The sequence below is a fragment of the Burkholderia sp. YHN3-13 genome, from assembly GCF_055810675.1.
The window spans coordinates 30,691-49,923 of the sequence record NZ_JBVVNQ010000027.1 but is presented as its reverse complement, the minus strand read 5'-3'; the positions used below and the strand labels follow the sequence as shown (position 1 = coordinate 49,923).

General features: G+C 65.2%; 16 protein-coding genes and 1 pseudogene. 3 read left to right on the top strand and 14 right to left on the bottom strand.

Annotated elements, in window-relative coordinates; translation table 11 throughout:
- Nucleotides 1–9: 9 nt before the first annotated feature.
- From AC0KUR_RS34740 to AC0KUR_RS34730, 3 genes are all read right to left on the bottom strand, one after another.
- Nucleotides 10–1,488, bottom strand: a complete 1,479-nt coding sequence (locus AC0KUR_RS34740; RefSeq protein ID WP_049034131.1) for a cryptochrome/photolyase family protein — start codon at nucleotides 1,486–1,488, stop codon at nucleotides 10–12.
- A 299-nt stretch (nucleotides 1,489–1,787) separates the two neighbouring features.
- Entirely contained in the window at nucleotides 1,788–2,768 is a 981-nt protein-coding gene (locus tag AC0KUR_RS34735; RefSeq protein WP_473377145.1) for a DHH family phosphoesterase, read from the bottom strand.
- A gap of 17 nt (nucleotides 2,769–2,785) precedes the next feature.
- Complete coding sequence (locus tag AC0KUR_RS34730) at nucleotides 2,786–2,908, bottom strand: SDR family oxidoreductase (protein WP_226103845.1); 123 nt, start codon at nucleotides 2,906–2,908, stop codon at nucleotides 2,786–2,788.
- A gap of 364 nt (nucleotides 2,909–3,272) precedes the next feature.
- On the opposite strand from AC0KUR_RS34730, the gene AC0KUR_RS34725 reads away from it, so the two are divergent.
- Together AC0KUR_RS34725 and AC0KUR_RS34720 are read left to right on the top strand one after the other, a co-directional pair.
- On the top strand, nucleotides 3,273–4,640 hold the full coding sequence (locus AC0KUR_RS34725) for an MFS transporter (protein ID WP_473377144.1): 1,368 nt from the start codon (nucleotides 3,273–3,275) through the stop codon (nucleotides 4,638–4,640).
- The gene (locus tag AC0KUR_RS34720; RefSeq protein ID WP_473377143.1) at nucleotides 4,627–5,673 is read left to right on the top strand and encodes a lactonase family protein; all 1,047 of its coding nucleotides are present in this window, start codon (nucleotides 4,627–4,629) and stop codon (nucleotides 5,671–5,673) included. Before AC0KUR_RS34725 ends, AC0KUR_RS34720 begins: the two co-directional genes overlap by 14 nt.
- A 21-nt stretch (nucleotides 5,674–5,694) precedes the next feature.
- Here AC0KUR_RS34720 and AC0KUR_RS34715 read toward each other — a convergent pair whose 3' ends face one another.
- A complete protein-coding gene (locus tag AC0KUR_RS34715) occupies nucleotides 5,695–6,732 on the bottom strand; it encodes an AraC family transcriptional regulator (protein ID WP_034190374.1) in 1,038 nt (345 codons plus the stop codon).
- A 200-nt stretch (nucleotides 6,733–6,932) separates the two neighbouring features.
- Here AC0KUR_RS34715 and AC0KUR_RS34710 point away from each other — a divergent pair, with 200 nt between their 5' ends.
- Nucleotides 6,933–8,042 (top strand): fatty acid desaturase, encoded by a 1,110-nt coding sequence (locus AC0KUR_RS34710; protein ID WP_473377142.1) that lies wholly within the window; start codon nucleotides 6,933–6,935, stop codon nucleotides 8,040–8,042.
- 18 nt (nucleotides 8,043–8,060) lie between these two features.
- Here AC0KUR_RS34710 and AC0KUR_RS34705 read toward each other — a convergent pair whose 3' ends face one another.
- From AC0KUR_RS34705 to AC0KUR_RS34660, 10 genes and pseudogenes are all read right to left on the bottom strand, one after another.
- A complete protein-coding gene (locus AC0KUR_RS34705) occupies nucleotides 8,061–8,681 on the bottom strand; it encodes an HAD family hydrolase (protein WP_124610079.1) in 621 nt (206 codons plus the stop codon).
- A gap of 138 nt (nucleotides 8,682–8,819) precedes the next feature.
- Nucleotides 8,820–9,686: a hypothetical protein gene (locus tag AC0KUR_RS34700; RefSeq protein ID WP_473377141.1), complete on the bottom strand. Its 867-nt coding sequence runs from the start codon at nucleotides 9,684–9,686 to the stop codon at nucleotides 8,820–8,822.
- A gap of 51 nt (nucleotides 9,687–9,737) precedes the next feature.
- Entirely contained in the window at nucleotides 9,738–10,394 is a 657-nt protein-coding gene (locus tag AC0KUR_RS34695; protein WP_034190370.1) for a TerD family protein, read from the bottom strand.
- Between the two features lie 100 nt (nucleotides 10,395–10,494).
- Nucleotides 10,495–11,511, bottom strand: coding sequence for a DUF475 domain-containing protein (locus AC0KUR_RS34690; RefSeq protein WP_034190369.1), 1,017 nt, complete (start codon nucleotides 11,509–11,511; stop codon nucleotides 10,495–10,497).
- Nucleotides 11,512–11,555: 44 nt separating this feature from the next.
- Nucleotides 11,556–12,296, bottom strand: coding sequence for a VWA domain-containing protein (locus tag AC0KUR_RS34685; protein ID WP_059560150.1), 741 nt, complete (start codon nucleotides 12,294–12,296; stop codon nucleotides 11,556–11,558).
- Nucleotides 12,297–12,316: 20 nt separating this feature from the next.
- Nucleotides 12,317–13,402 carry a toxic anion resistance protein gene (locus AC0KUR_RS34680; RefSeq protein ID WP_059560147.1) on the bottom strand — a complete coding sequence of 362 codons (1,086 nt, stop codon included), beginning with the start codon at nucleotides 13,400–13,402 and terminating at the stop codon, nucleotides 12,317–12,319.
- 422 nt (nucleotides 13,403–13,824) lie between these two features.
- Nucleotides 13,825–15,150: pseudogene (locus AC0KUR_RS34675) on the bottom strand (virulence factor).
- 47 nt (nucleotides 15,151–15,197) lie between these two features.
- Nucleotides 15,198–15,461, bottom strand: a complete 264-nt coding sequence (locus AC0KUR_RS34670) for a PAAR domain-containing protein (protein ID WP_027784933.1) — start codon at nucleotides 15,459–15,461, stop codon at nucleotides 15,198–15,200.
- Between the two features lie 9 nt (nucleotides 15,462–15,470).
- Entirely contained in the window at nucleotides 15,471–16,952 is a 1,482-nt protein-coding gene (locus AC0KUR_RS34665; protein ID WP_473377140.1) for a virulence factor, read from the bottom strand.
- Nucleotides 16,949–19,210 carry a T6SS effector phospholipase Tle3 domain-containing protein gene (locus AC0KUR_RS34660; protein WP_473377139.1) on the bottom strand — a complete coding sequence of 754 codons (2,262 nt, stop codon included), beginning with the start codon at nucleotides 19,208–19,210 and terminating at the stop codon, nucleotides 16,949–16,951. The genes AC0KUR_RS34665 and AC0KUR_RS34660 overlap by 4 nt, the downstream gene beginning before the upstream one ends.
- Nucleotides 19,211–19,233: the final 23 nt, after the last annotated feature.

Sequence of the window (19,233 nt, the reverse complement as noted above, 5' to 3'; positions counted from 1 at the left end):
AACGCGCGGTCAACGCCGCTTCGGCAATGCGGCCAGCGCATCGAGCGCACGGGCGCGTGCGGCCGCATGCTCGACGAGCGGTTCCGGATAGTCGACGCCGAGCCGCACGCCGGCCGCCTCGCGCTCCAGCGGCGACGCATCCCACGGCGCATGGATCGACGCGTTGTCGAGACCCGCGAGTTCGGGCACCCAGCGCCGCACGTAGGCGCCGTCCGGATCGAACTTCTGCCCCTGCGCGACCGGATTGAAGATGCGGAAATACGGTGCCGCATCGGCGCCGCAGCCGGCCACCCACTGCCAGCTCGCCGCGTTGTTCGCCGGGTCCGCGTCGACCAGCGTGTCCCAGAACCACGCTTCGCCCGCGCGCCAGTCGAGCAGCAGATGCTTGATCAGGAACGAGGCGACGACCATCCGCACACGGTTGTGCATCCAGCCGGTCGCCCACAGTTCGCGCAGGCCCGCATCGACGAGCGGATAACCGGTCAGCCCGCGCTGCCACGCGTGCAGCGCGGCGGGATCGTCGCGCCACGGCATCGCATCGAACTGCGCGCGGAAGTTGTCGGTCGCGAGCGCCGGGAAGTGATACAGCAGCGTGTAGCTGAATTCGCGCCAGCCGAGTTCGCTCAGGAATTTATCGGCGTCCGCGGCATAGGCCGCGCCGCCGGCATGCGCGGCGCCCTGCACCGCATGCCATACCTGTCGCGGCGACACGTTGCCGAAGCGCAGGAACGGCGACAGCCGGCTCGTCGCGGGGCGATCGGGACGGTCGCGCGCGTCCGCGTAGCCGGCGAGCGAGGTCGTCACGAATGCGTCGAGCCGCGCGTGCGCGCCGGCCTCGTCGGGTGCCGGCCATGCATCGCGCAAGCCGCCGGCCCAGTCCGGCGCATCCGGCAGCAGCGCGAGCGCGTCGAGCGACAGCGCGCGGTCGCGCACGGCTTCGGGCCACGGATGAAACGCGATCCGCCCGGGCTCCGGCAGCGGCGCGGCGACCGTGCGATCGCGGCGCGCCGCCCGCCAGTACGCCGTGAACACCTGGTACGGGCCGCCGCTGCCCGTCAGCACCTCCCACGGCTCGTTCAGCAAGCTGCCGTTGCTGCTCTCGACCGTGACGCCGCGCGCCTTGAGCGACGTCTTCAGCGCCGCGTCGGCGTCGCGCTGCGGCTGCGCATAACGACGGTTCCAGTACACGGCTGCCGCGCCCGTATCGTGCACGACACGTTCGATCTCGCGCGGCGCGTCGCCGCGCAGCAGCAGCAGGCGTCCGCCATGACGCGCGAGCGCGGCATCGAGCCCGGCGAGCGACCCGTGCAGCCACCAGCGTGCCGCGCCGCCGAGCGGACGCCCGGCGCCAGCGCCGGTGTCGTCGACGAACACGCACACGAGCGGCCGGCCCGACTCGACCGCGCGCGTCAGCGCGGGCTGGTCGGTCACGCGCAGATCGTCGCGGAACCAGACGATCGCGGGAGCAACGGAGGACTGGGCGGGCACGGGCACCTCGATGACGAAAGCGGAAGGAGGTGCGTATTGTCGCGGCTGTGCCGCGCGGTGTCGACGCTCGCCGCCGCCGATGGCGGTCGCTGCCAGCGCAACGCGTTGCCCGGTGAAACGCGTTGCTCCATTCCGACGATGCTTCGCCGCGCACACCGGCCCACGCTCGATGTCGGGTCCGCCGCGCTGGGCGGCTCTACCTGCAAACAGGGTTTCGATCAGTGCGCACGCGACGGAAAGCGGCGCGCCGAAGCGCGGCATGCCGCGCGCCGCGTGACCGGGAGCGGCCGGCGGCTGCGTCAATCGAGCCGGAACGCGGCCTCGAAACGCTCGGCGAACGCGTCGAACTCCGCTTCCGGCAGATGGTTGATGCCGCCCGCGCGCTTGCGCCCGCCGCCGGTCGCGAAACCGCGACAGAACTCGTCGGCGTCGAGCGGCCGGCCGTCGGGCACGCGCACGCTGACGACCAGCCCGCCGTCCGCACGCGGCGACAGCACCGCGAGCGCCGCATGCGGCGCCTTGCGCATTCGTTCGTTCGCGAGCATCCCCGTCGCGCGCCGCGCCCACGGGTGGTCCGGCATCCGGACCAGCGTCGCGCCCGGCACCTCGCGCAGCGGCGCGAGCGCGCAGGCACGCGCCATGTCGTCGCGGTAGCCGTCGCGTAACGCGGCGAACACGCCGGTCCCGCGCACGAAGTCGAGCGGCTCGGCGCAGGGCAACATCGCGTCGGCGAGCACCGCCGGATCGAAGTGCAGATCGCCGACGCACTCGCCGTACGCGTTGTAGTTCAGGTAGAGGCCGAGTTCGGCGAGCGTGCCGCGCTCGGCCTCGCCGATCCCGTGCTCGCGTGCGAGCGCGTCGCCGAGCGCCGGCAGTTCGTCGCCGAATGCCGCGACGATCGCCCAGCGCACGTGCCGGCCGCCGAGATGGCGGTTCACGATCACACTCGTGCAGACGTCGGCCGCCGTGTCGATATGCGCGTCGAAACGCGGATCGTCGGGCAACTCGCCCGCGAAGTGATGGTCGAAATAGCGGATCGTCGCGCCGCCGCGCAGCAGCCGCGCGCAGGCGTCGCGGTTCTGGTCGTGCGACACGTCGAGCACGGTGACGATGTCGCTCGCGCGTGCGTCGATCCGCTCGAGCAGCCTGATGTCGCGCTTCACGCCGGTCACGAGCGTGCCGCGCACGCGCTCCGCGAGCCGCAGCTGCTGCAGCGCGCACAGGCCGTCCGCGTCGCCGTTGAACGCGAAAAAATGCCGCGCGTGTGGGTTGTCCTGCATGATCCGTTGCTCCATCGTCAAGGCATGAAATCGCCGCCGTCCGCGTCGAGCGTCGCGCCCGTCACCGCGTTCGCTTGGTCGGACGCGAGAAACAGCGCCGCGCGCGCAATCGTCGTCGGTCGGCAGCTTCGCGAGCGCAATATTAGACGCGATCGGCGCGAGGATCTGCTCTTCCGTCATCCCGCCGCCTGCCGGAAACTCCTCGGGGGCGGCACGCCCCACCTCCAGCCCATGTGGATGCTGTTCGCGCGGATGCCGCGCACGCCGACCTCGCGCGTCAGGTAGGGCCGGCGTCTCCGCCAATGTCATACGTCATCAGACATTAAGTACCGTCACGCCAATCTCGTGAGATTCCCCAATATTTGAACTAATTCCGGGTAAACCCGCGACGTCTTCGGTCACGCTCCGGCGTACCATGTCATACGACGACATACTACATAGACCGCCAACCAGACGCGTACGCGGGTCGCCGCCCCGTCCGCAGCCGTCCGACCGGAGACACCGTTGAACCCGCCCTCGCCCGCCCTGCCTAGCCGCGACCCGCTCGCGTCCGCCGTCTCGAAAGTGAAGTGGCACGTGCTGCCGCTCGTGCTGATCATGTTCATCGCGAACTACATCGACCGCGTGAACGTCGGCTTCGTCGATCGCCACCTCGAAGCGTCGATCGGCATCGGCGCGGCCGCGTACGGGCTCGGCGCCGGGCTGTTCTTCGTCGGCTATGCGCTGTTCGAGGTGCCGTCGAACCTGCTGATGCAGCGCTACGGCGCACGCGTGTGGCTCGCGCGGATCATGGCGACGTGGGGCATCGTCGCGGCCGCGATGGCGTTCGTGTGGAACGACACGTCGTTCTATACGCTGCGCTTCCTGCTCGGCGCGGCCGAGGCCGGCTTCTTCCCCGGCGTCGTGCTGTACCTGTCGCAATGGCTGCCGCCGCAGGAGCGCGGCAAGGCGATGGCGATCTTCCTCGGCGGCTCCGCGTTCGCGTCGGTGCTCTCGGGGCCCGTGACCGGCGCGCTGCTGTCGATCCGCGGCTTCGGCCTCGAAGGCTGGCAATGGATGTTCCTGATCGAAGGGCTGTTCTCGGTCGCACTGTGCGGCGCGAGCTGGCTGCTGCTGAAATCGCATATCCGCGATGCAACGTGGCTCACCGCCGAAGAGCGCACGGCGCTCCAGAACGCGCTCGACGAGGAACGGGCGACGCGCGACGTCCGTTCGAACGTGCCGGTGCGCGCGACCGCACTGTTGCGCGACCCGCAGATCGTGCTGTTCTGCTTCCTGTACTTCTCGATCCAGCTGACGATCTACGCGGCCACGTTCTGGCTGCCGACGATCATCCGCAAGATGGGCGGCCTCACCGATTTCCAGGTCGGCCTGTACAACACGATTCCGTGGATGATCGCGATCGGCGCGATGTACGGCTTCGCGGTGCTGTCGTCGAAGTGGAAGCATCCGCAGCGCTGGCTCGCCAGTGCGCTCGTGCTCGCCGCGTGCGGGCTGTTCGCGTCGACGTCGCACGACCCGGTGTGGTCGTTCGCGTCGATCTGCTTCGCCGCGCTCGGCTTCAAGGCCGCGGCGTCGCTGTTCTGGCCGATCCCGCAGGGATACCTCGACACGCGCGTGGCCGCGGCCGTGATCGCGCTGATCAACTCGGTCGGCAACCTCGGCGGCTTCGTCGCGCCGACGGCGTTCGGCTATCTGAAGCAACATACGGGTTCGATCACGGGCGGCCTGTATGCGCTCGCGATCGCTTCGCTCGTCGCCGCGTTCGCCGCGCTGTTCGCACGCACGCAGCGGCGCAGCGATCCGCCGCGCGGCCTGCCGGCCGACGAATCCTTCACGAACGCCTCGATGCTCCGCCATGCCGAACACTGACCGCCTGACCGTCGTCGTCTCGAATGCCGCCGACGGCGACCTCGCCACGTTCTCCCTCGCCGGCGACGGCACGCTCGCACCGCTCGCGCGCTACCCGGCCGCCGACGTCGCGATGCCGATCGCAGTACAGGCCGACCGCGCACGGCTCTACGTCGCGACGCGCGGCGAACAACCGACGATCGTCGCGTTCCGCATCGCCGCCACGGGCGCGCTTGCGCGCATCGGCACGACGGCGATCGACGCGAGCCACGCGTACCTGTCGCTCGACCGCAGCGGCCGCTGGCTGCTCGGCGCGTCGTACGGCGAGAATTCGCTGAGCCTCTACGACGCCGCCCGCGTGCGCGACGGCGACGGCACGCCGCTGCAGGTCGCGCCCGGCATCGCGAACGCGCACTCGGTGATCGTGTCGCCGGACAACCGTTTCGCGTACGTCGGCTCGCTCGGCTCGGACCGCGTGTTCGCCTTCGCGCTCGTCGAGGATGCGGCCGGCCTGCGTGCGGTCGAACACGGCGACACGCGCGTGCCGGCCGGTTTCGGCCCGCGTCACCTGCGGTTCGCGGATGACGGTCGCACGCTCGTCGTCGTCAGCGAATTCCAGGCCACGCTCGCGTCCTTCGCACGCGACCCCGACACCGGCAGGCTCGGCGAGGCACACGTGAGCGCACGCCACCCGGCCGTCGCCGGACTCGCGCCCGGCCATGCGCGCCCGCCCGCGCCCGCCGAGCCGTCCGTGTGGGCCGCCGACCTGCACCTGACGCCCGACGAACGTTTCGCGTACGTCAGCGAACGCACGTCGAGCCGCCTGCTCTGCTATCGCCGCAACGAGGACGGGTCGTTCGAACCCGCGCACGCGACGGCGACCGAGACGCAGCCGCGCGGCTTCGCGATCGATCCGTCGGGACGCTGGCTCGTCGCCTGCGGCGAACAGTCGGAACACGTGGCCGTGTATGCGATCGCGCCGGACGACGGCGCGCTGACGCTGCACACGCGCGTGCCGGGCGGACGCGGCGCGAACTGGATCGCGCTCGTCTGAAGCCGCGGCACGTGCCGGCGTTCAGCGCCGCTCGCTCGGCGCGACGCCGGTCCAGCGCTTGAACGCGCGCGTGAAATTGGCGCGGTCCGTATAACCGACGCGCGCCGCGATCTCGTCGACCGGCAGCCGCGTGCCTTCGAGCAGCCGCAGCGCGTCGCGCAGCCGGATCTCGTCGAGCAGCGCCGAATAGGTCGCACCGTATTCGGCGAGCTTGCGCTTGAGCGTGCGCGCCGACACATGGAGTTCGCGCGCGACGTCGTCGACCGACGGATAACCGTCGTCGCCGCAGATCAGCAGGTTGCGCACGCGCTCGACGATGCTCTCCGCATAACCGAGCCGCGCGAGTTCGGCCTCGCACTGCTGGACGATCATCTGCGCGGTCTGCGCGTTCGCGGTGCCGATCGGCTCGTCGAGCAGCGCGGCGTCGCAGCGGATACGGTTCGCGCTCGCGTCGAAATGGCAGCGCGGCAGCCGTGCGCGATAACGCTCGAACCACGGCGGCTCGGGCCATTCGAAATGGAGTTCGGCACGCGACTGCAGCGTGCGGCCCGGCGTCGGATACAGCAGCGAATTGAACAGGATCGCCGTTTCGACCAGGAAGTTCTCGACCGCGAACTGGCGCAGCCGGCCGAGCGGAAACGCTTCGAGCACGTCGATGTCGACGATCCCGTCGAGCTGCGCGAGCCGCACCGAGAAAAACGGCACGCGCGTCGGCAGGTAGCGGATGCCGAGCGCGATCGCCTCGCCGAGCGTCGCGCAGCTCATCAGCCCGAAGCCGATCAGCCCCGCTTTCGTCAGGCTGCTGCGCAGGCCGATCTCGATCGCGATCGACGGGTCGTCGGTCGCATCGAGCAGGTTGAACACGATCGCCGCCTGCTGCAGCGGCGTGATGCGCGCATCGGGCTGCGCGAGCCGCTCGCGCTCGACGCCCGAGCCGGCGAGGATGCGGCCGCCGTCGATGCCGCGCTCCTCGGCCAGCATCAGCATGAACAGCGCATACGCGGACGACACCGTCGCCTTGTTCAGCTGGCGCGCGGCATCCGGGACGGACGGGACCATGCGGCGGACTCCGGAGCGGTTTCGGCGGATTGTAGCGTCGCTGGCCCGCAATGACACCGCGGCGGCACTCTAGCCCGGTCGCCAAGGTGGCCCGAAATGACACCGTCATTGGCACCGGCGGCCCTCGCGTGCGCTCCGGCGCGCGCCTATGCTTGTCACATCGGCATTGCGCCCCACTCTTTCCGCACGGATTCCGGTCGATGAGCCAACCCGCACGAACCGTCTTTCGCCACGATGCAGACAAGGTCGCGTACGTCCGCCGCGAGGTCAACGCCGCGAGCGACGCGATCCGCGCGCGCTTTCCGCTGCTCGACAACCAGAACCTCGTCGGCGCGTCCGTGATGGTCGTGTCGGTGAGCGCGATGCTCGCGATCGCTTGGCTGTATGCGCGCGGCGCGATCGCCTGGTACGTCGCGCTGCCGCTTGCCGCATTCGTCACGTCGCTGATCCACGAACTCGAGCACGACCTGATCCACCTGATGTACTTCAAGAAGACGCCGTGGGCCTATCACCTGATGATGGCGCTGTGCTGGCTCACGCGGCCCGGCACGATCAACCCGTGGACGCGGCGGCGCATGCACCTGCATCACCACAAGGTGTCGGGCGGCGAATCGGATCTCGAGGAATTCGGCATCACGAACGGCGAACGCTGGGGCGTGAAGCGTCTGCTGATGATCGCCGACGGCATGCTCGCCGTCGTGCTGCGGCCGGCCGCGATGCGCCGCAAGGTGAAGCAGTATGTGGCCGCGCAGCCGGTGCAGGATCCGTCGGAACGGTTGCAGCTGCGCGTCGAGCAGGTGTCGTCGTACATGCCGGTCGGTCACGTGTACTACCTGCTGTGGCACGCGTTCATCGTCTATCACGTCGGCCTGTTCGCGCTGCACGCGTTCGGCTATACGGCAACGGTACCGGCCGCCGTCGAGCGCGTGATGAATGTCGTCGATTTCCTCGCGGTGGTGTGGCTCGGACCGAACTTCCTGCGCAGCTTCTGCATCAACTTCGTCAGCTCGAACATGCACTACTTCGGCGACATCGATTCGCGCAACGTGATCCAGCAGACGCAGGTGCTGAATCCGTGGTGGATGCTGCCGTTCCAGCTGTTTTGCTTCAATTTCGGCAGCACGCACGCGATCCATCACTTCGTGGTGCGCGATCCGTTCTACATCCGGCAACTGACCGCGCGCACCGCGCATGCGGCGCTGCGCGAAGTCGGCGTGCGCTTCAACGACGTCGGTACGTTCGCGCGTGCGAATCGCTGGGGCGCCTATCGTCCGTCGCGCGGCACGCGTCCGGCACCGGCAGACGCATAACGCCGCCGGCGCGCGCCCTCAATCGCCGATCGGCGGCATCGGCCCCTGCCCGCGGATCCACGACCAGTTCGCGAGTTCGGCCATTTCCTTGTCGCCGCGGCTGTCGCCATACGCGAACAGCTGCTTCGGCGGCCGGTTGCCCCACCACCCGCGCAGCCGCACGACCTTCTGCGGCCCCCAGCAGTTCTCGCCGTCGAGCCGCCCGGCGAACGTGCCGTGCTCGAACGCGAGCCGCGTCGCGAGCACCGCATCGAAGCCGGCCGTCCTCGCCCACTTCTCCAGATACAGCGACGGCGACGCGCTGACCAGCACGACTTCGTGTCCGCGCGCCCGATGCTCACGGATGCGCTCGAGCATTTCCGCGCGCACAAGGCCCGGCAGATAGGTATCGACGAACGTGCGCGCCTGCGCATCGAGCACGCCCTCGCGGATCGGCCCGAATGCGAACGACGCGAACTTCGCCTTTGCGTCGCCGCGCGACAGCAGCCCGGCCTTCATCGCGACGATCCACGGCAACGCGCGCAGCCCGGCCCATGCGAAGCGCGGCGTGCCGACCGCGTAGCGGACGAAATGACGAAAGCTGTCGGTAGTCGTGATGGTGCCGTCGAAATCGAATGCGGCGACGATGCGGTCAGTCATGGAGAGTCGGCGGGAAAGCGATCGAATGCCCGGGAAGATAGCAGACTCGCGCCGCCGTGCGCGAAACCGCGAGACGCAGCACGACCCCGGCAGCGGCCGCATGCGCCGCAACGCACATGGCCACACGGCGCCGTTTGCTCAGCGCTGCGGCCGCGCGGCAAGCGCCGCCGGCAGCACGACGTTCATCAGGTGATCGGCGCGCGACAGCAGATCGGTCACACGCTCGTCGAGTCCGCGCAGTTGCGCCGGCTGCATCCGGATCTGCTGGACGGCCTGCCCGACGATGTTGCGGCGGTCGAACAGCGTGCGCTCGACGCCCGCATCGTCGGGCGCGCGCACGACGTCCGACACCGCGCTCAGCGCCGCGAGCACGACGACGAGGTTTTCCTCCGCCTGACGGACCTGCGCGGCGAGCGCCTCGGTGCGGCGCGGGAAGAAGCCGAGCGACTGCTTGAGCGCGCCGATCGCCGCCCGGCAATCGACATGCCCCGATGCCGCTCCGAACCAGCGCTCGAACACGCCGGCCTTGCGCGTTGCCTGCGCGAGCATCCCGGCCATCATGTCGGCCGCGCCGAGTTCGTTGAATTCGCGCGTCGCCGCCGCGACGGCTTCGACGAGATTGCCGGCCGTCTCCAGCGCGCCGTCGCCGATCGTCGCGACCGTCGCGAGCTTCAGCGGCACCAGTTGCCGGATGTGCCGCTCGATGCGCGGCGCGTAGTCGGGATAGAGATTCGGGAAGCTGGCCTGCGCGGCGCGGAAGCACGCGTCGAGCTGCGGGTGGTTCGCTTCGCCGAACAGCGCGCGGCCGACCGCATCGGCGGGCGGCACGCGCGCGCCTTTGTCGGCCGCGGCTGCCGGCCCGAAGTCAAGCGCCTGCGGCGCGGGCCGCTCGGGCACGCGCGCGGCCGGCGCACCGGGCGGCGCGTCGAACGCAAGACGCCCGGGCGTGCGCTCGGGCGTCGTATCGAACTCGAGCCGCTTCGGCTCGTCGGACGGATTCGTCATCGCTGCTTCCTGCCCGGCGCCGCGGTGTTCCGCACGCCGGGCTGCCGCCAGTCAGACCGCGCCACCGTACGCGCGGACGAAATCGCCGAGGCCGCGGTTGTAGCCGGCGCCGACGGCCTTGAACATGAAGTGCCCGTCGCGGCGATAGAAGCTGCCGACCTGCACCGACGTCTCCATCGAGAAGTCTTCCTCGAGCGCATACTTCGCGATCACCGCGCCCGTCACCTCGTCGGCGATCTGGATGTAGCTGTTGTGCACCTGCCCGAAATTCTGTCGGCGCGCTTCGGCCTGGTCGATCGTCACGACCACCGAGATTTCCTCGACGTCGGCCGCGAGCTTCGTCATGTCGATGAAGATCACCTCGTCGTCGCCGTCGCCGCTGCCCGTGCGGTTGTCGCCGCTATGCACGACGCCCAGACACGTCGACGCGGGCATCCCGCGTTTCGGAAAATCGTCGCCCGGCTGGATGAAGGTTTCCTTGCGCTCCATCGTGCGCACTTCGCTGTTGTAAAACACGAAGTGCCGATCCGAGATCAGCTTCGGATTGCTCTGCGCGTCGTACTTGCACAGGAACACCGACACGTCGAGATCGAAATCCGTGCCCGTGTCCGTCGCGTTCGCGTCCCAACCGAGACCGATGCGGAATTTCTGCGTGCCGGGCGCTTCCTTCGACAGGTTGACGCGACCGCCTTTCGACAAATTGATCATCTGAACCTCTTCTGCTGGAACCGCCGTTGCGCCGGCGGCGATGTCGGGCCGCATGGTGCGGCCCTTCGTTGATGGTGTTCGTGTCGCGCGTGACGCGCGCTTATTTGCCCGCCACCGCGGTGCGGCCTTCCCTGCGCTGCACGACGATCGACGACCACACGGCGGCGGCGATCGTCGCTGCACCGATCAAGCCGGTGACGACCTCGGGCACCTCGAGCTTCACGCCGAGGAACATGATCGCGGCGAGCGCACCGATCGCCCAGAACGCGCCGTGTTCGAGATAGCGGTACTGCGCGAGCGTGCCCTTCTTCAGCAGCACCAGCGTCATCTCCCGGATGTAGGCTGCACCGACACCCAGGCCGAGCGCGATCAGGAAGATGTTGTTCGACAGCGCGAACGCGCCGATCACGCCGTCGAAGCTGAACGACGAATCGAGCACTTCCAGGTACATGAAGCCCGCGACGCCTTCGCGTACCACGCGCGTGCCCGTATCCTCGCCGCCGATCAGGTCGCCGATGCCGTGCGCGATCACGAAGCTGATCACGCCCAGCGCGCCCGCGAGCAGGAAGCTGACCTGCTCGGCCGCCGGCACGTAGAACGACGCGACGATCACGATCGCGAGCGTCAGCGCCACTTCCAGCGCGGTGATGCGGCCGAGATGGCGCATCGGGCCTTCGAGGAAGCCGATCCAGTGCTCGTCCTTCTCGGTGTCGAGCATGAACTTGAAGAACACCATCAGCAGGAACGCGCCGCCGAATGCCGACACCTGGTGATGCGCGGAAGTCAGGATCGCCGCGTACTGCTCGGGCGACTCGATCGCGAGCGTCAGCGCATCCCACATCCCGATGTGGCCGATCACCGCGACGATCAGCAGCGGGAACACGAGCCGCATGCCGAACACCGCGACCGGCAGGCCGAACACCATGAAGCGGTTGCGCCACTTCTCCGACCAGTTCTTGAGCACCGATGCGTTGACGACCGCGTTGTCGAGCGACAGCGAAATTTCGAGCACGCACAGGACCGCGACGATCAGCATGTCCTTCACGCCGCCGAGGAAGTAGGCCGCGATCAGCGCGAGCGCCGTGAGCGACAACGGGATCTTGAAGTCTTTCAACATGATGGGGTAATCGAGTTCTGAAAAAATGGGCAGGCGGGCCGCGCTTACTTCGCGCGCACCCAGTCGCAGAATTCCTGCGTGATCAGCTGTTCGTAGATCTGTTCGTCGCTGAGGTCGAGCGATTCGAGATGCAGGAAGCCGACGTTCGGCATTTCGTTCGCGACTTCCGCGAGGAAGTCGAATTCGCGCGGATCGCCGACGCCGACGAGCGACCAGTACAGCGGGAAGTGCTGCGACTCGACCAGCAGCTGGCGCACGCGCTTGCGGTCGTTCTTCGGGTTCTGGCCGTCGGTGACGAACAGCACCCACGCGGGCAGATGGCCGTTCGCCGGGGCGGAGGCGGCCGGCGCGGACGTCTCGTCTGCACTGCCGAACAGCCGGCTCAGGAAGCCGCGCCTTGCTTCGCGCTTCGGCTCCGGCGCACGGAAGAAGAAATCGACGATGTCGTTCATGACCGGCGCGTACTGCGTGCCGCCCCACTTCTCGATCCGCGCGTCGAGCACGTGATCGGAGATGTACGAGCCGTAGTTCTCCGGCGTGGCGGTCGGCAGGCGGTCGTAGCCTTCGGTGAAGGTCCACGTGTCGACTTCGCCGTTGTCGTCGAACTTCAGTGCGATGCCGAGGATCCGGTCGTGCGTCTCCTGGATCACGCCCGACTGGTACAGCGGCTTCGCGGAGCCCGAGATGTCGAGCGCCGCGCCGACACGCACGACGGGCGGCTTCAGGATCTGGCGTTTTTCAAGGACGATCGCGACCTTCGCCGCGCGCTTCTCAAGCGTAATCATGCGGTGTTCTCTCAGTTCTCTTAGTTGTGCTTCGGAGCGAATCGGGTGATCAGGTCCTGTTCGATCTGACGCAGGCGCGGCGCGTCCTGTTCGCGCTGACGCTTGCCGTCGGCGATGATCTGCGTGATGTCGTCGAACGCGCCGAACAGCTGCTGCTGCGCGTATTCGAACGTGTCGGTCGAGATCACCGGACGCTGGCCGAGCTTCGCGACTTCCTGCGCGTTCTGGCGGTTCAGGTCGGCCTGCGCGCGGATCGCCTCGTCGGCCGCGTCGTACGTCGCGTTCGCGAGCGCCGCCGCGCGCTTCGTGCCGAGCTGTTCGAGGTAGAGCGCGAACGCGTTGGTCCACGCGGGGATCAGCACGGTCTTGATCGTCATGAACTTCGACGTCAGCGTACGTTTCTGGTCCTGCTCCATCCGGATCTGCGGCGCGAGCTGCTTCGACATCAGCATCGCGCGGTCGAGGTCGTCGAGCTTGCTTTCGAGTGCATCGACCTTGCGCTTCACGTCGAGCAGGCGTTGCGCGGCGAACGCATCGTCCGCCGGCTGCTGGCCAGCCGCGAGATGCGCGCGCAGCGTCGCGAGCGCCGTTTCGCCGTGCGCCTTCGACTGCGCGAGTTCCTGGTGCAGCGCGTAGTTGTCGTTGTACATCCGCTCGAGCTCGTCGATGCCGGCCTTCTGCCGCTGCGCATGGTTTTCGAGCTCGACGACGAGCGTGTCCATCCGCTTGCTCACCGACTCGTATTGCGACAGCAGCTTTTCCTTCGTCGAGCGGAACAGCCGCGTCACCTGCGTGAGCAGCCCGCCCTTGTCGGCGCCGCGCGGGTCGAGCCCCTTCGCGGTCACGATCAGTTCGTTGAGTTTGTCGCCGAACCGGTCGGCATCCGATGCGCGGACGCTCGCCAGAATCTGCTGGGAGAAGGCGGCGATCCGCGTGCCCTGCGTCGCGCCGAGCTGGTCGATCTCGTCGACGGTGATCAGGCGGGCGTTCTCCGCCGGGCGGGCGGCCGGTATGGCTGCGGCTGGCACGGCGGCAGGTGACGAAGACGGAGTGGAAGGACGATCGCTGACCGCATCGGATGGGTTGTCGTCGAATAGCGGCTTCATGTGGCTACCACGTTTCCTTTTCTGCTTTTTGCTGCGTGTTGTCGTGCGCGCAACGTGCACATGCGCGGTTGCCGTCGTGCTCTCTCACGGGCGGCAGACGGACAATAAATGGCGACAGTGCGGCGCGTCAAGAGACGAAATCCTTTCAATCACAATACATTTTGTAATGTACGTGATGGAATTCCCGATGACGTTTCTGGTGAAGTGAAGACAGATGCCTTGATGGGACGGCAGCCGGGATTTCTCTAGATGCGCAGATAACCAGAAATATGGAAAGTATTTTGAAAGAATTGCGCACCACCATTCCGCTGATTGTTACAGAATGCTTTACATCATCGCGATCGCTGCCGGGACTCATCAATCGGTGTACCGGACGATATGGCGACATGCGGCCGTACTGTGGCGGTCGTCCTGCGTCGGCCTTACCCCGAAAAGCCTTGGGACGCCGGACGCGCATCATGGCGACGCCCCCACCAAGGCAAATACGCGTTGTTTCCGCCGCGCGCGCGGAACCAGTCCTTGCCCGCGTCGATCGGCGTAAGTTTTGAAGGCGCCACAACGACCACTGCCGTCGGGTGCTCGGTATCGGTCGTTCCGGCCACGAGTACATTTCCGCCGAGATGATTCGCACGACCGATGGCCAGCGCCACGTCGGTCAACGCCGCGCCGGCCCCCATGTCGCCGAGCAACGCCGACGTATTGAAGGACTGCGTACGGAAATCGTATTCCGGCCGCACTTCCGCCAATGCCTGCGACAGTGACGCAATCCGTGTCGATGCAGCGTCACTGCCCTTGCCTGCGTCGTGCACGATGAAATTCACTGACGACATCGTCACACCCGCATTGTTCGCCGCCGCATCGATCGTCGACTTCCATGCCTGTGCCGTGTGGCTCACGCCGCTCGCGCCTTGTTTCGCCTCGAAATCCCCGATGTTGCTTCGCGCGGCTTTACCGATCCATGCCAGCGGCTCACGCTCGGTCTTCAGATCCGGGCCGGCGAGGAACAGCACTACCATATTCTCGTTGAGCTGTTCGTCCTGCGGTGGGAAGTTCGGCGCGTCCCAGTTCATCACCCAGGCACTTTTGTCTGGATGTGCCGCCAGATAGTCCAGTGCGGCGTTCAGCGACGTAAAGCCGGCATTGCCCTGACCCGACGTCACGTGTACATCGGGCGGCGTGTCGCGGCTCCATAGATTTTTTGCGGAGGGGTTGCCGATTTCGAAGATGTTGACCACATGATCCTGCAGGTATGACGCTGCCAGTTCAGGGGCCAGCCTACTGGGAATAGCCAACTCGACTCGCATGCCAGCCAGTTCCCTCTATTTCCGCCGCGCTCTCGCACTGACGGTATAGAAGTAGTCCTCAATCGTGAAATATCGCACTCGAAAGAGGAACAGAAGTTTGTCGACGTACTTTTCATAGAACCCGGAAAACGTCTCACTTCCCCGGTTGCCGTCCGCGACGATAGATACCGCTTCCGGGCGCGTCCGGACCATATCGTCGTTGATGTTCGGCTTCACCAACCCGAGTGTCCAGAGCAATTGCCACTCTGTCGGATAGTCACGGCGTTGGAGCGGATTGAGCCATTTAAGTCCGACAACCTGGGGAACAAACGGCGCAGTGGACGCACCTCCGGCAGATTGTGCCGGTGCGGTACTAATCTCGGCCTGCAACGGCGAGCCGGACAAGAGTGTCGCCATGACGATCGAGATGCACCCGGTGCATCTTGCAAGAGTGAGGCAGCGCATGAATACTCCCGATCGAACCGGCCAATCCAGAGCGCCGGGTTGGCAATTCATTCCCGTCCGGACGACGCCAGACTCGAAATCAGCGTCGCGCCACACGACGTTTTGTGACCATCGAATGCGGCCGGTTTCCCGTCGACGATGACCTGCGGATCGCCTTCGGCGATAAAGCAGGCCTGATGGCCCGCGATCGGACAGACACACGTATCACCGAGCCGGGCGACCGGCCGCCCCATCACTTCGCTGACCGCGCTGCCGGTCACGACCTGACCGCCGTGGCTCGTTGCGTCGCCGACTCGAATGATTCCGCGCATGCGCGCTCCTTATTCCGAATAGCCTTGCGATGCTGGACGCGCGTCATGACGGCGCCCCCACCACGGCAAGTACGCGTTGTTCTCGCCGCGTGCGCGGAACCAGTCCTTGCCGGCGTCGATGGGCGTCAGCTTCGAAGGCGCGACGACGACGACTGCCGTCGGATGCTCGGTGTCGGTCGTTCCGGCTACGAGCACATTTCCACCGAGGTGATTCGCTCGGCCGATCGCCAGCGCCACATCGGTCAGCGCCGCGCCGGCGCCCATGTCACCGAGCAACGCCGATGTATTGAAGGTCTGCGTGCGGAAATCGTATTCCGGCAGGACTTCCGTCAGCGTCTGCGACAGTGAGGCAATACGTGTCGATGCAGCATCGCTGCCCTTGCCCGCGTCATGCACGACGTAATTCAGCGACGACACCGGCACGCCTGCATTACTCGCCGCCGTATCGATCGTCGACTTCCATGCCTGCACCGCGCGGCTCGCGCCTTGCTTCGCCTCGAAATCCTTGACGTTGCTTCGTGCAGCCTTGCCGATCCAGGCTAGCGGTTCACGCTCGGTCTTCAGGTCGGGGCCGGCAAGGAACAGCACCACCATGTTCTCGTTGATCTGTTCGTCGTTCGGCGGAAAGCTGGGCGCATCCCAGTTCATCACCCACGCGCTTTTGTCGGGGTGGGCGGCCAGATAGTCCAGCGCCGCGTTCAGCGACGTGAAACCGGCATTTCCCTGGCCCGATGTCACGTGCACATCCGGCGGTGTGTCGTGGCTCCACAGGTCTTTTGCCGATGAATTTCCGATCTCGAACGTGCTGATTATTTGATCACGCAAATACGTCTTTGCCTTGATGGGATCAAGACGGCCACCAGGAATTGCTAATTCAACATGCACACCAGCCAACTCACGCCATCCACTTCTATCACCAGGCTTTACGGTGTAGAAATAATTGGAATTTGCAAAATATCTGGTCCGGAACAAAACGAGCAACTCGTCGATATATTTCTCGTAAAATCCACCAAATGATTCACGTCCAGAGCTGCCATCCGCGATGATTGAGATCGCTTGAACGGCAGAGTACTTTTTAGGGTTGGCGCGCACCATATCATCATTCTTGTTCGCAGAAACGAGGCCCAACGTCCATAACAACTGCCATTCCGTCGGATAATCCCGGCGTTGCAGAGGGTTGAGCCATTCAAGGCCAACGACCTGTGCCACAAAGGGCTTCACCGAATCACTTTTTGGTTCAGCGTCGCCCACGGCGCGTGGCGTCGCAGCTGCGGCACTCGACGTCGCAAACATGGTCGAAAACACAAATACCAACACAGCCACCAATCCAGGAACCAGCACCATTCTCTTCATCAGATCTCCTGCACTTGAGTTTTCGGCAGATGCACTACTTGGCAGCGTCATCGTTGCATACAACACGATCGCAGCCAACAGCATGACGAAAATCGCCAATCCAAATCGCCGCTGCCAGGTGGCAACAATCACCTTCATAGCACACTCCCCAACCGCAGGAAAAATCCTCCATCACGCTCGTCGTAGATTTTTTCGGGCATGCTTGCAACCGGATCATTTTTAACCCACTTATGCAAGAACATGTCCTTATATTTTCCCTTTTTTATATATTCCGCAAATAATTCATTTTGACCATCCCTCACCAATCCATTCAAAAATCGCCAATCCGCCTGCTTTCTGATATCTGCAAAGTCGCCCTCCGTCAGATAGCAAAGCCCAATAGCAATATCGTAAGCCAAAGCCTTTTCCGCATGCTCACCATTCGTCATGATAGTTGAATGATTGGTAGGATTATTCTTATCCCCGCCATTCAGTATGTCGAATATCTCTTTGTTTCTCCATTTCTTGTAACCTTCGCTTGCATCCGCAGGGCGGTCCTCCCCAACAACAACTCCATTTTCATCAACCCAGTCGCGCTTGTTCAACCTTCTCGCTTCCATCCGGAGAATGGAATGATCCTCGTATCGCTGCGCAGCTTCGGATGCGGCATCGCCCTGCGCTTTCAGCGCGTCACCCTCGGTCGCGAACTTTTCCGACTTGGCGTCGAAGGTGTCGTATGGATCGTCATCCCGCTTGTTCTCCTTGGTGGCGTCACGCCCAGCCGACGGCGGATCGTAACCCTCGTTGAAGCACCCTTCCTCAATCGGTTTCCCTTGCGCATCGCGAGCGCCCGATGGTTTGCCATAGCGGAACGCCTGCGGGAGGAAGCGCGTTTCCTTATCGAGCATCGGTGCGGTAATCGGGATTTCCCAATTTTTCGGTGGATCGGCATTGACCGCCATGTTCGTCAAATTGAACAGGTAGAGGGCCGGGCTCGTTGCAATCGTGAAAAACTTCGCGATCCACCCTTCATTGGAATGCGTGCCTCGCCCAAGACCATACCGCGCAGGTGGTGATGGCGGATACCAGAAACCCTCCTTCTGGTTCTTGTCCTTGCGCCAGTCATCCTGCCAATACCGATAGAGCTTGTTCTCTCCACCGACCTCGAAATTCGATGCAAACACGCGTTGCGAAAAAACACCCCACGCGTTCGTCGCACTGATGTCGTCGACACTCATCCCGCGCCAGCCGATTCCCTGAACGGTCAGGGCAGAAATGACCTGATCGTGCGGACAACAGTACAGCGTCACTCTCCCGTAGGTGTTTTTCTGATACAGCCCATGTGCCTCCCGGTCCTTGGCTGCGCTATACGGCTTGCCCCCGTTCTTCGACGGCCTTGCGTTTTCCATTGCGCGATCGAGATCCTCCGCGGGCATCTCGAGATCGGCCCGGGCACGCAGGATATCGAAGTACTCCCTCAGCGTTTCCTTGCGCGCGACATAGGTCTCGCGCCCCACGTGCCCGTTCTTGTCGCGCACCCCGCGCTGGGCCCATGAGTCGGTCATGTTGGCCTCGACGAGACTGTACGGGGGATTGGCGAGAACATAGGTGTCGGCGACGCAGCGCCCTTTCTTGCCCCACTGATCCGTCACCTCTGGCAACCGGTCACCGAGAAACGCTGCGGCAAGGCCGATCATGTTTCCTTGGCTGTGGCAAACGATCGTGACCGGCGCGTCGGCCTGTCGCTTGCGGATCGACTCGACCAGACGTGCAAGCCGCAGTGCGCCAAGCACACCGTAAGTGCGCGGTGGCGTGGAGTAGATCTTTCGATTGCCGATGCCATTCATGTGCTGGACGGTCAGCCACAGAAAAAGCCGATCGTTCAATCCGTCGTTCCACAGATCCGGCAGACTCGAACACCCGCCCGCGAACGGGCCACCGCCCCAGTAATTCCTTTCGTTGAGCATGATCTTGTCGCCATACTCCTTCAGCTCCTCCGCATTCGCGGCATAGCCCCACCGAAAGTGGATGACGGGCGAAAAGGACGGATCGGGCTTGATGTACGTCTTCGACGACATGTCCGGATTCAGGAAACCGTCTGGCGTCAGGCTTTCGATATAGCTGACCGGTGTCATCTGCCCGGCCACCGGCCCCCAATGGAACAGCTGATCGTCATAACGCCCCATGCGCCGGTTCAATCCGGCACACAGCCCCTTCTCGGCCTCCTTGAACCATTCCCCTTCCGAATTGACCCCGTGCACGAAAATGACGACGCCCGGCAGCGGCATCTGCATCACGCACTCGAGGTCGTTGCGGTTGAATAGCGTCGTCCCCAGTCCACCGCCCACCGAAGTCTGCGACGGTTCGTCCGTCGACGGTTGCCCGCCCGGGCTTTGCGCAAAGTTGTAGTTGAACATGTTGTTTTTCTGGAAGACTCAAC

What these genes read in the sequence shown, in the direction of transcription:
- AC0KUR_RS34735 (WP_473377145.1), bottom strand. Translation starts at nt 2,768, where the DNA reads ATGCAGGACAACCCACACGCGCGGCATTTTTTCGCGTTCAACGGCGAC.
- AC0KUR_RS34710 (WP_473377142.1), top strand. Translation starts at nt 6,933, where the DNA reads ATGAGCCAACCCGCACGAACCGTCTTTCGCCACGATGCAGACAAGGTC.
- AC0KUR_RS34685 (WP_059560150.1), bottom strand. Translation starts at nt 12,296, where the DNA reads ATGATTACGCTTGAGAAGCGCGCGGCGAAGGTCGCGATCGTCCTTGAA.
- AC0KUR_RS34660 (WP_473377139.1), bottom strand. Translation starts at nt 19,210, where the DNA reads ATGTTCAACTACAACTTTGCGCAAAGCCCGGGCGGGCAACCGTCGACG.
- AC0KUR_RS34700 (WP_473377141.1), bottom strand. Translation starts at nt 9,686, where the DNA reads ATGACGAATCCGTCCGACGAGCCGAAGCGGCTCGAGTTCGATACGACG.
- AC0KUR_RS34720 (WP_473377143.1), top strand. Translation starts at nt 4,627, where the DNA reads ATGCCGAACACTGACCGCCTGACCGTCGTCGTCTCGAATGCCGCCGAC.
- AC0KUR_RS34715 (WP_034190374.1), bottom strand. Translation starts at nt 6,732, where the DNA reads ATGGTCCCGTCCGTCCCGGATGCCGCGCGCCAGCTGAACAAGGCGACG.
- AC0KUR_RS34690 (WP_034190369.1), bottom strand. Translation starts at nt 11,511, where the DNA reads ATGTTGAAAGACTTCAAGATCCCGTTGTCGCTCACGGCGCTCGCGCTG.
- AC0KUR_RS34665 (WP_473377140.1), bottom strand. Translation starts at nt 16,952, where the DNA reads ATGAAGGTGATTGTTGCCACCTGGCAGCGGCGATTTGGATTGGCGATT.
- AC0KUR_RS34705 (WP_124610079.1), bottom strand. Translation starts at nt 8,681, where the DNA reads ATGACTGACCGCATCGTCGCCGCATTCGATTTCGACGGCACCATCACG.
- AC0KUR_RS34695 (WP_034190370.1), bottom strand. Translation starts at nt 10,394, where the DNA reads ATGATCAATTTGTCGAAAGGCGGTCGCGTCAACCTGTCGAAGGAAGCG.
- AC0KUR_RS34670 (WP_027784933.1), bottom strand. Translation starts at nt 15,461, where the DNA reads ATGCGCGGAATCATTCGAGTCGGCGACGCAACGAGCCACGGCGGTCAG.
- AC0KUR_RS34680 (WP_059560147.1), bottom strand. Translation starts at nt 13,402, where the DNA reads ATGAAGCCGCTATTCGACGACAACCCATCCGATGCGGTCAGCGATCGT.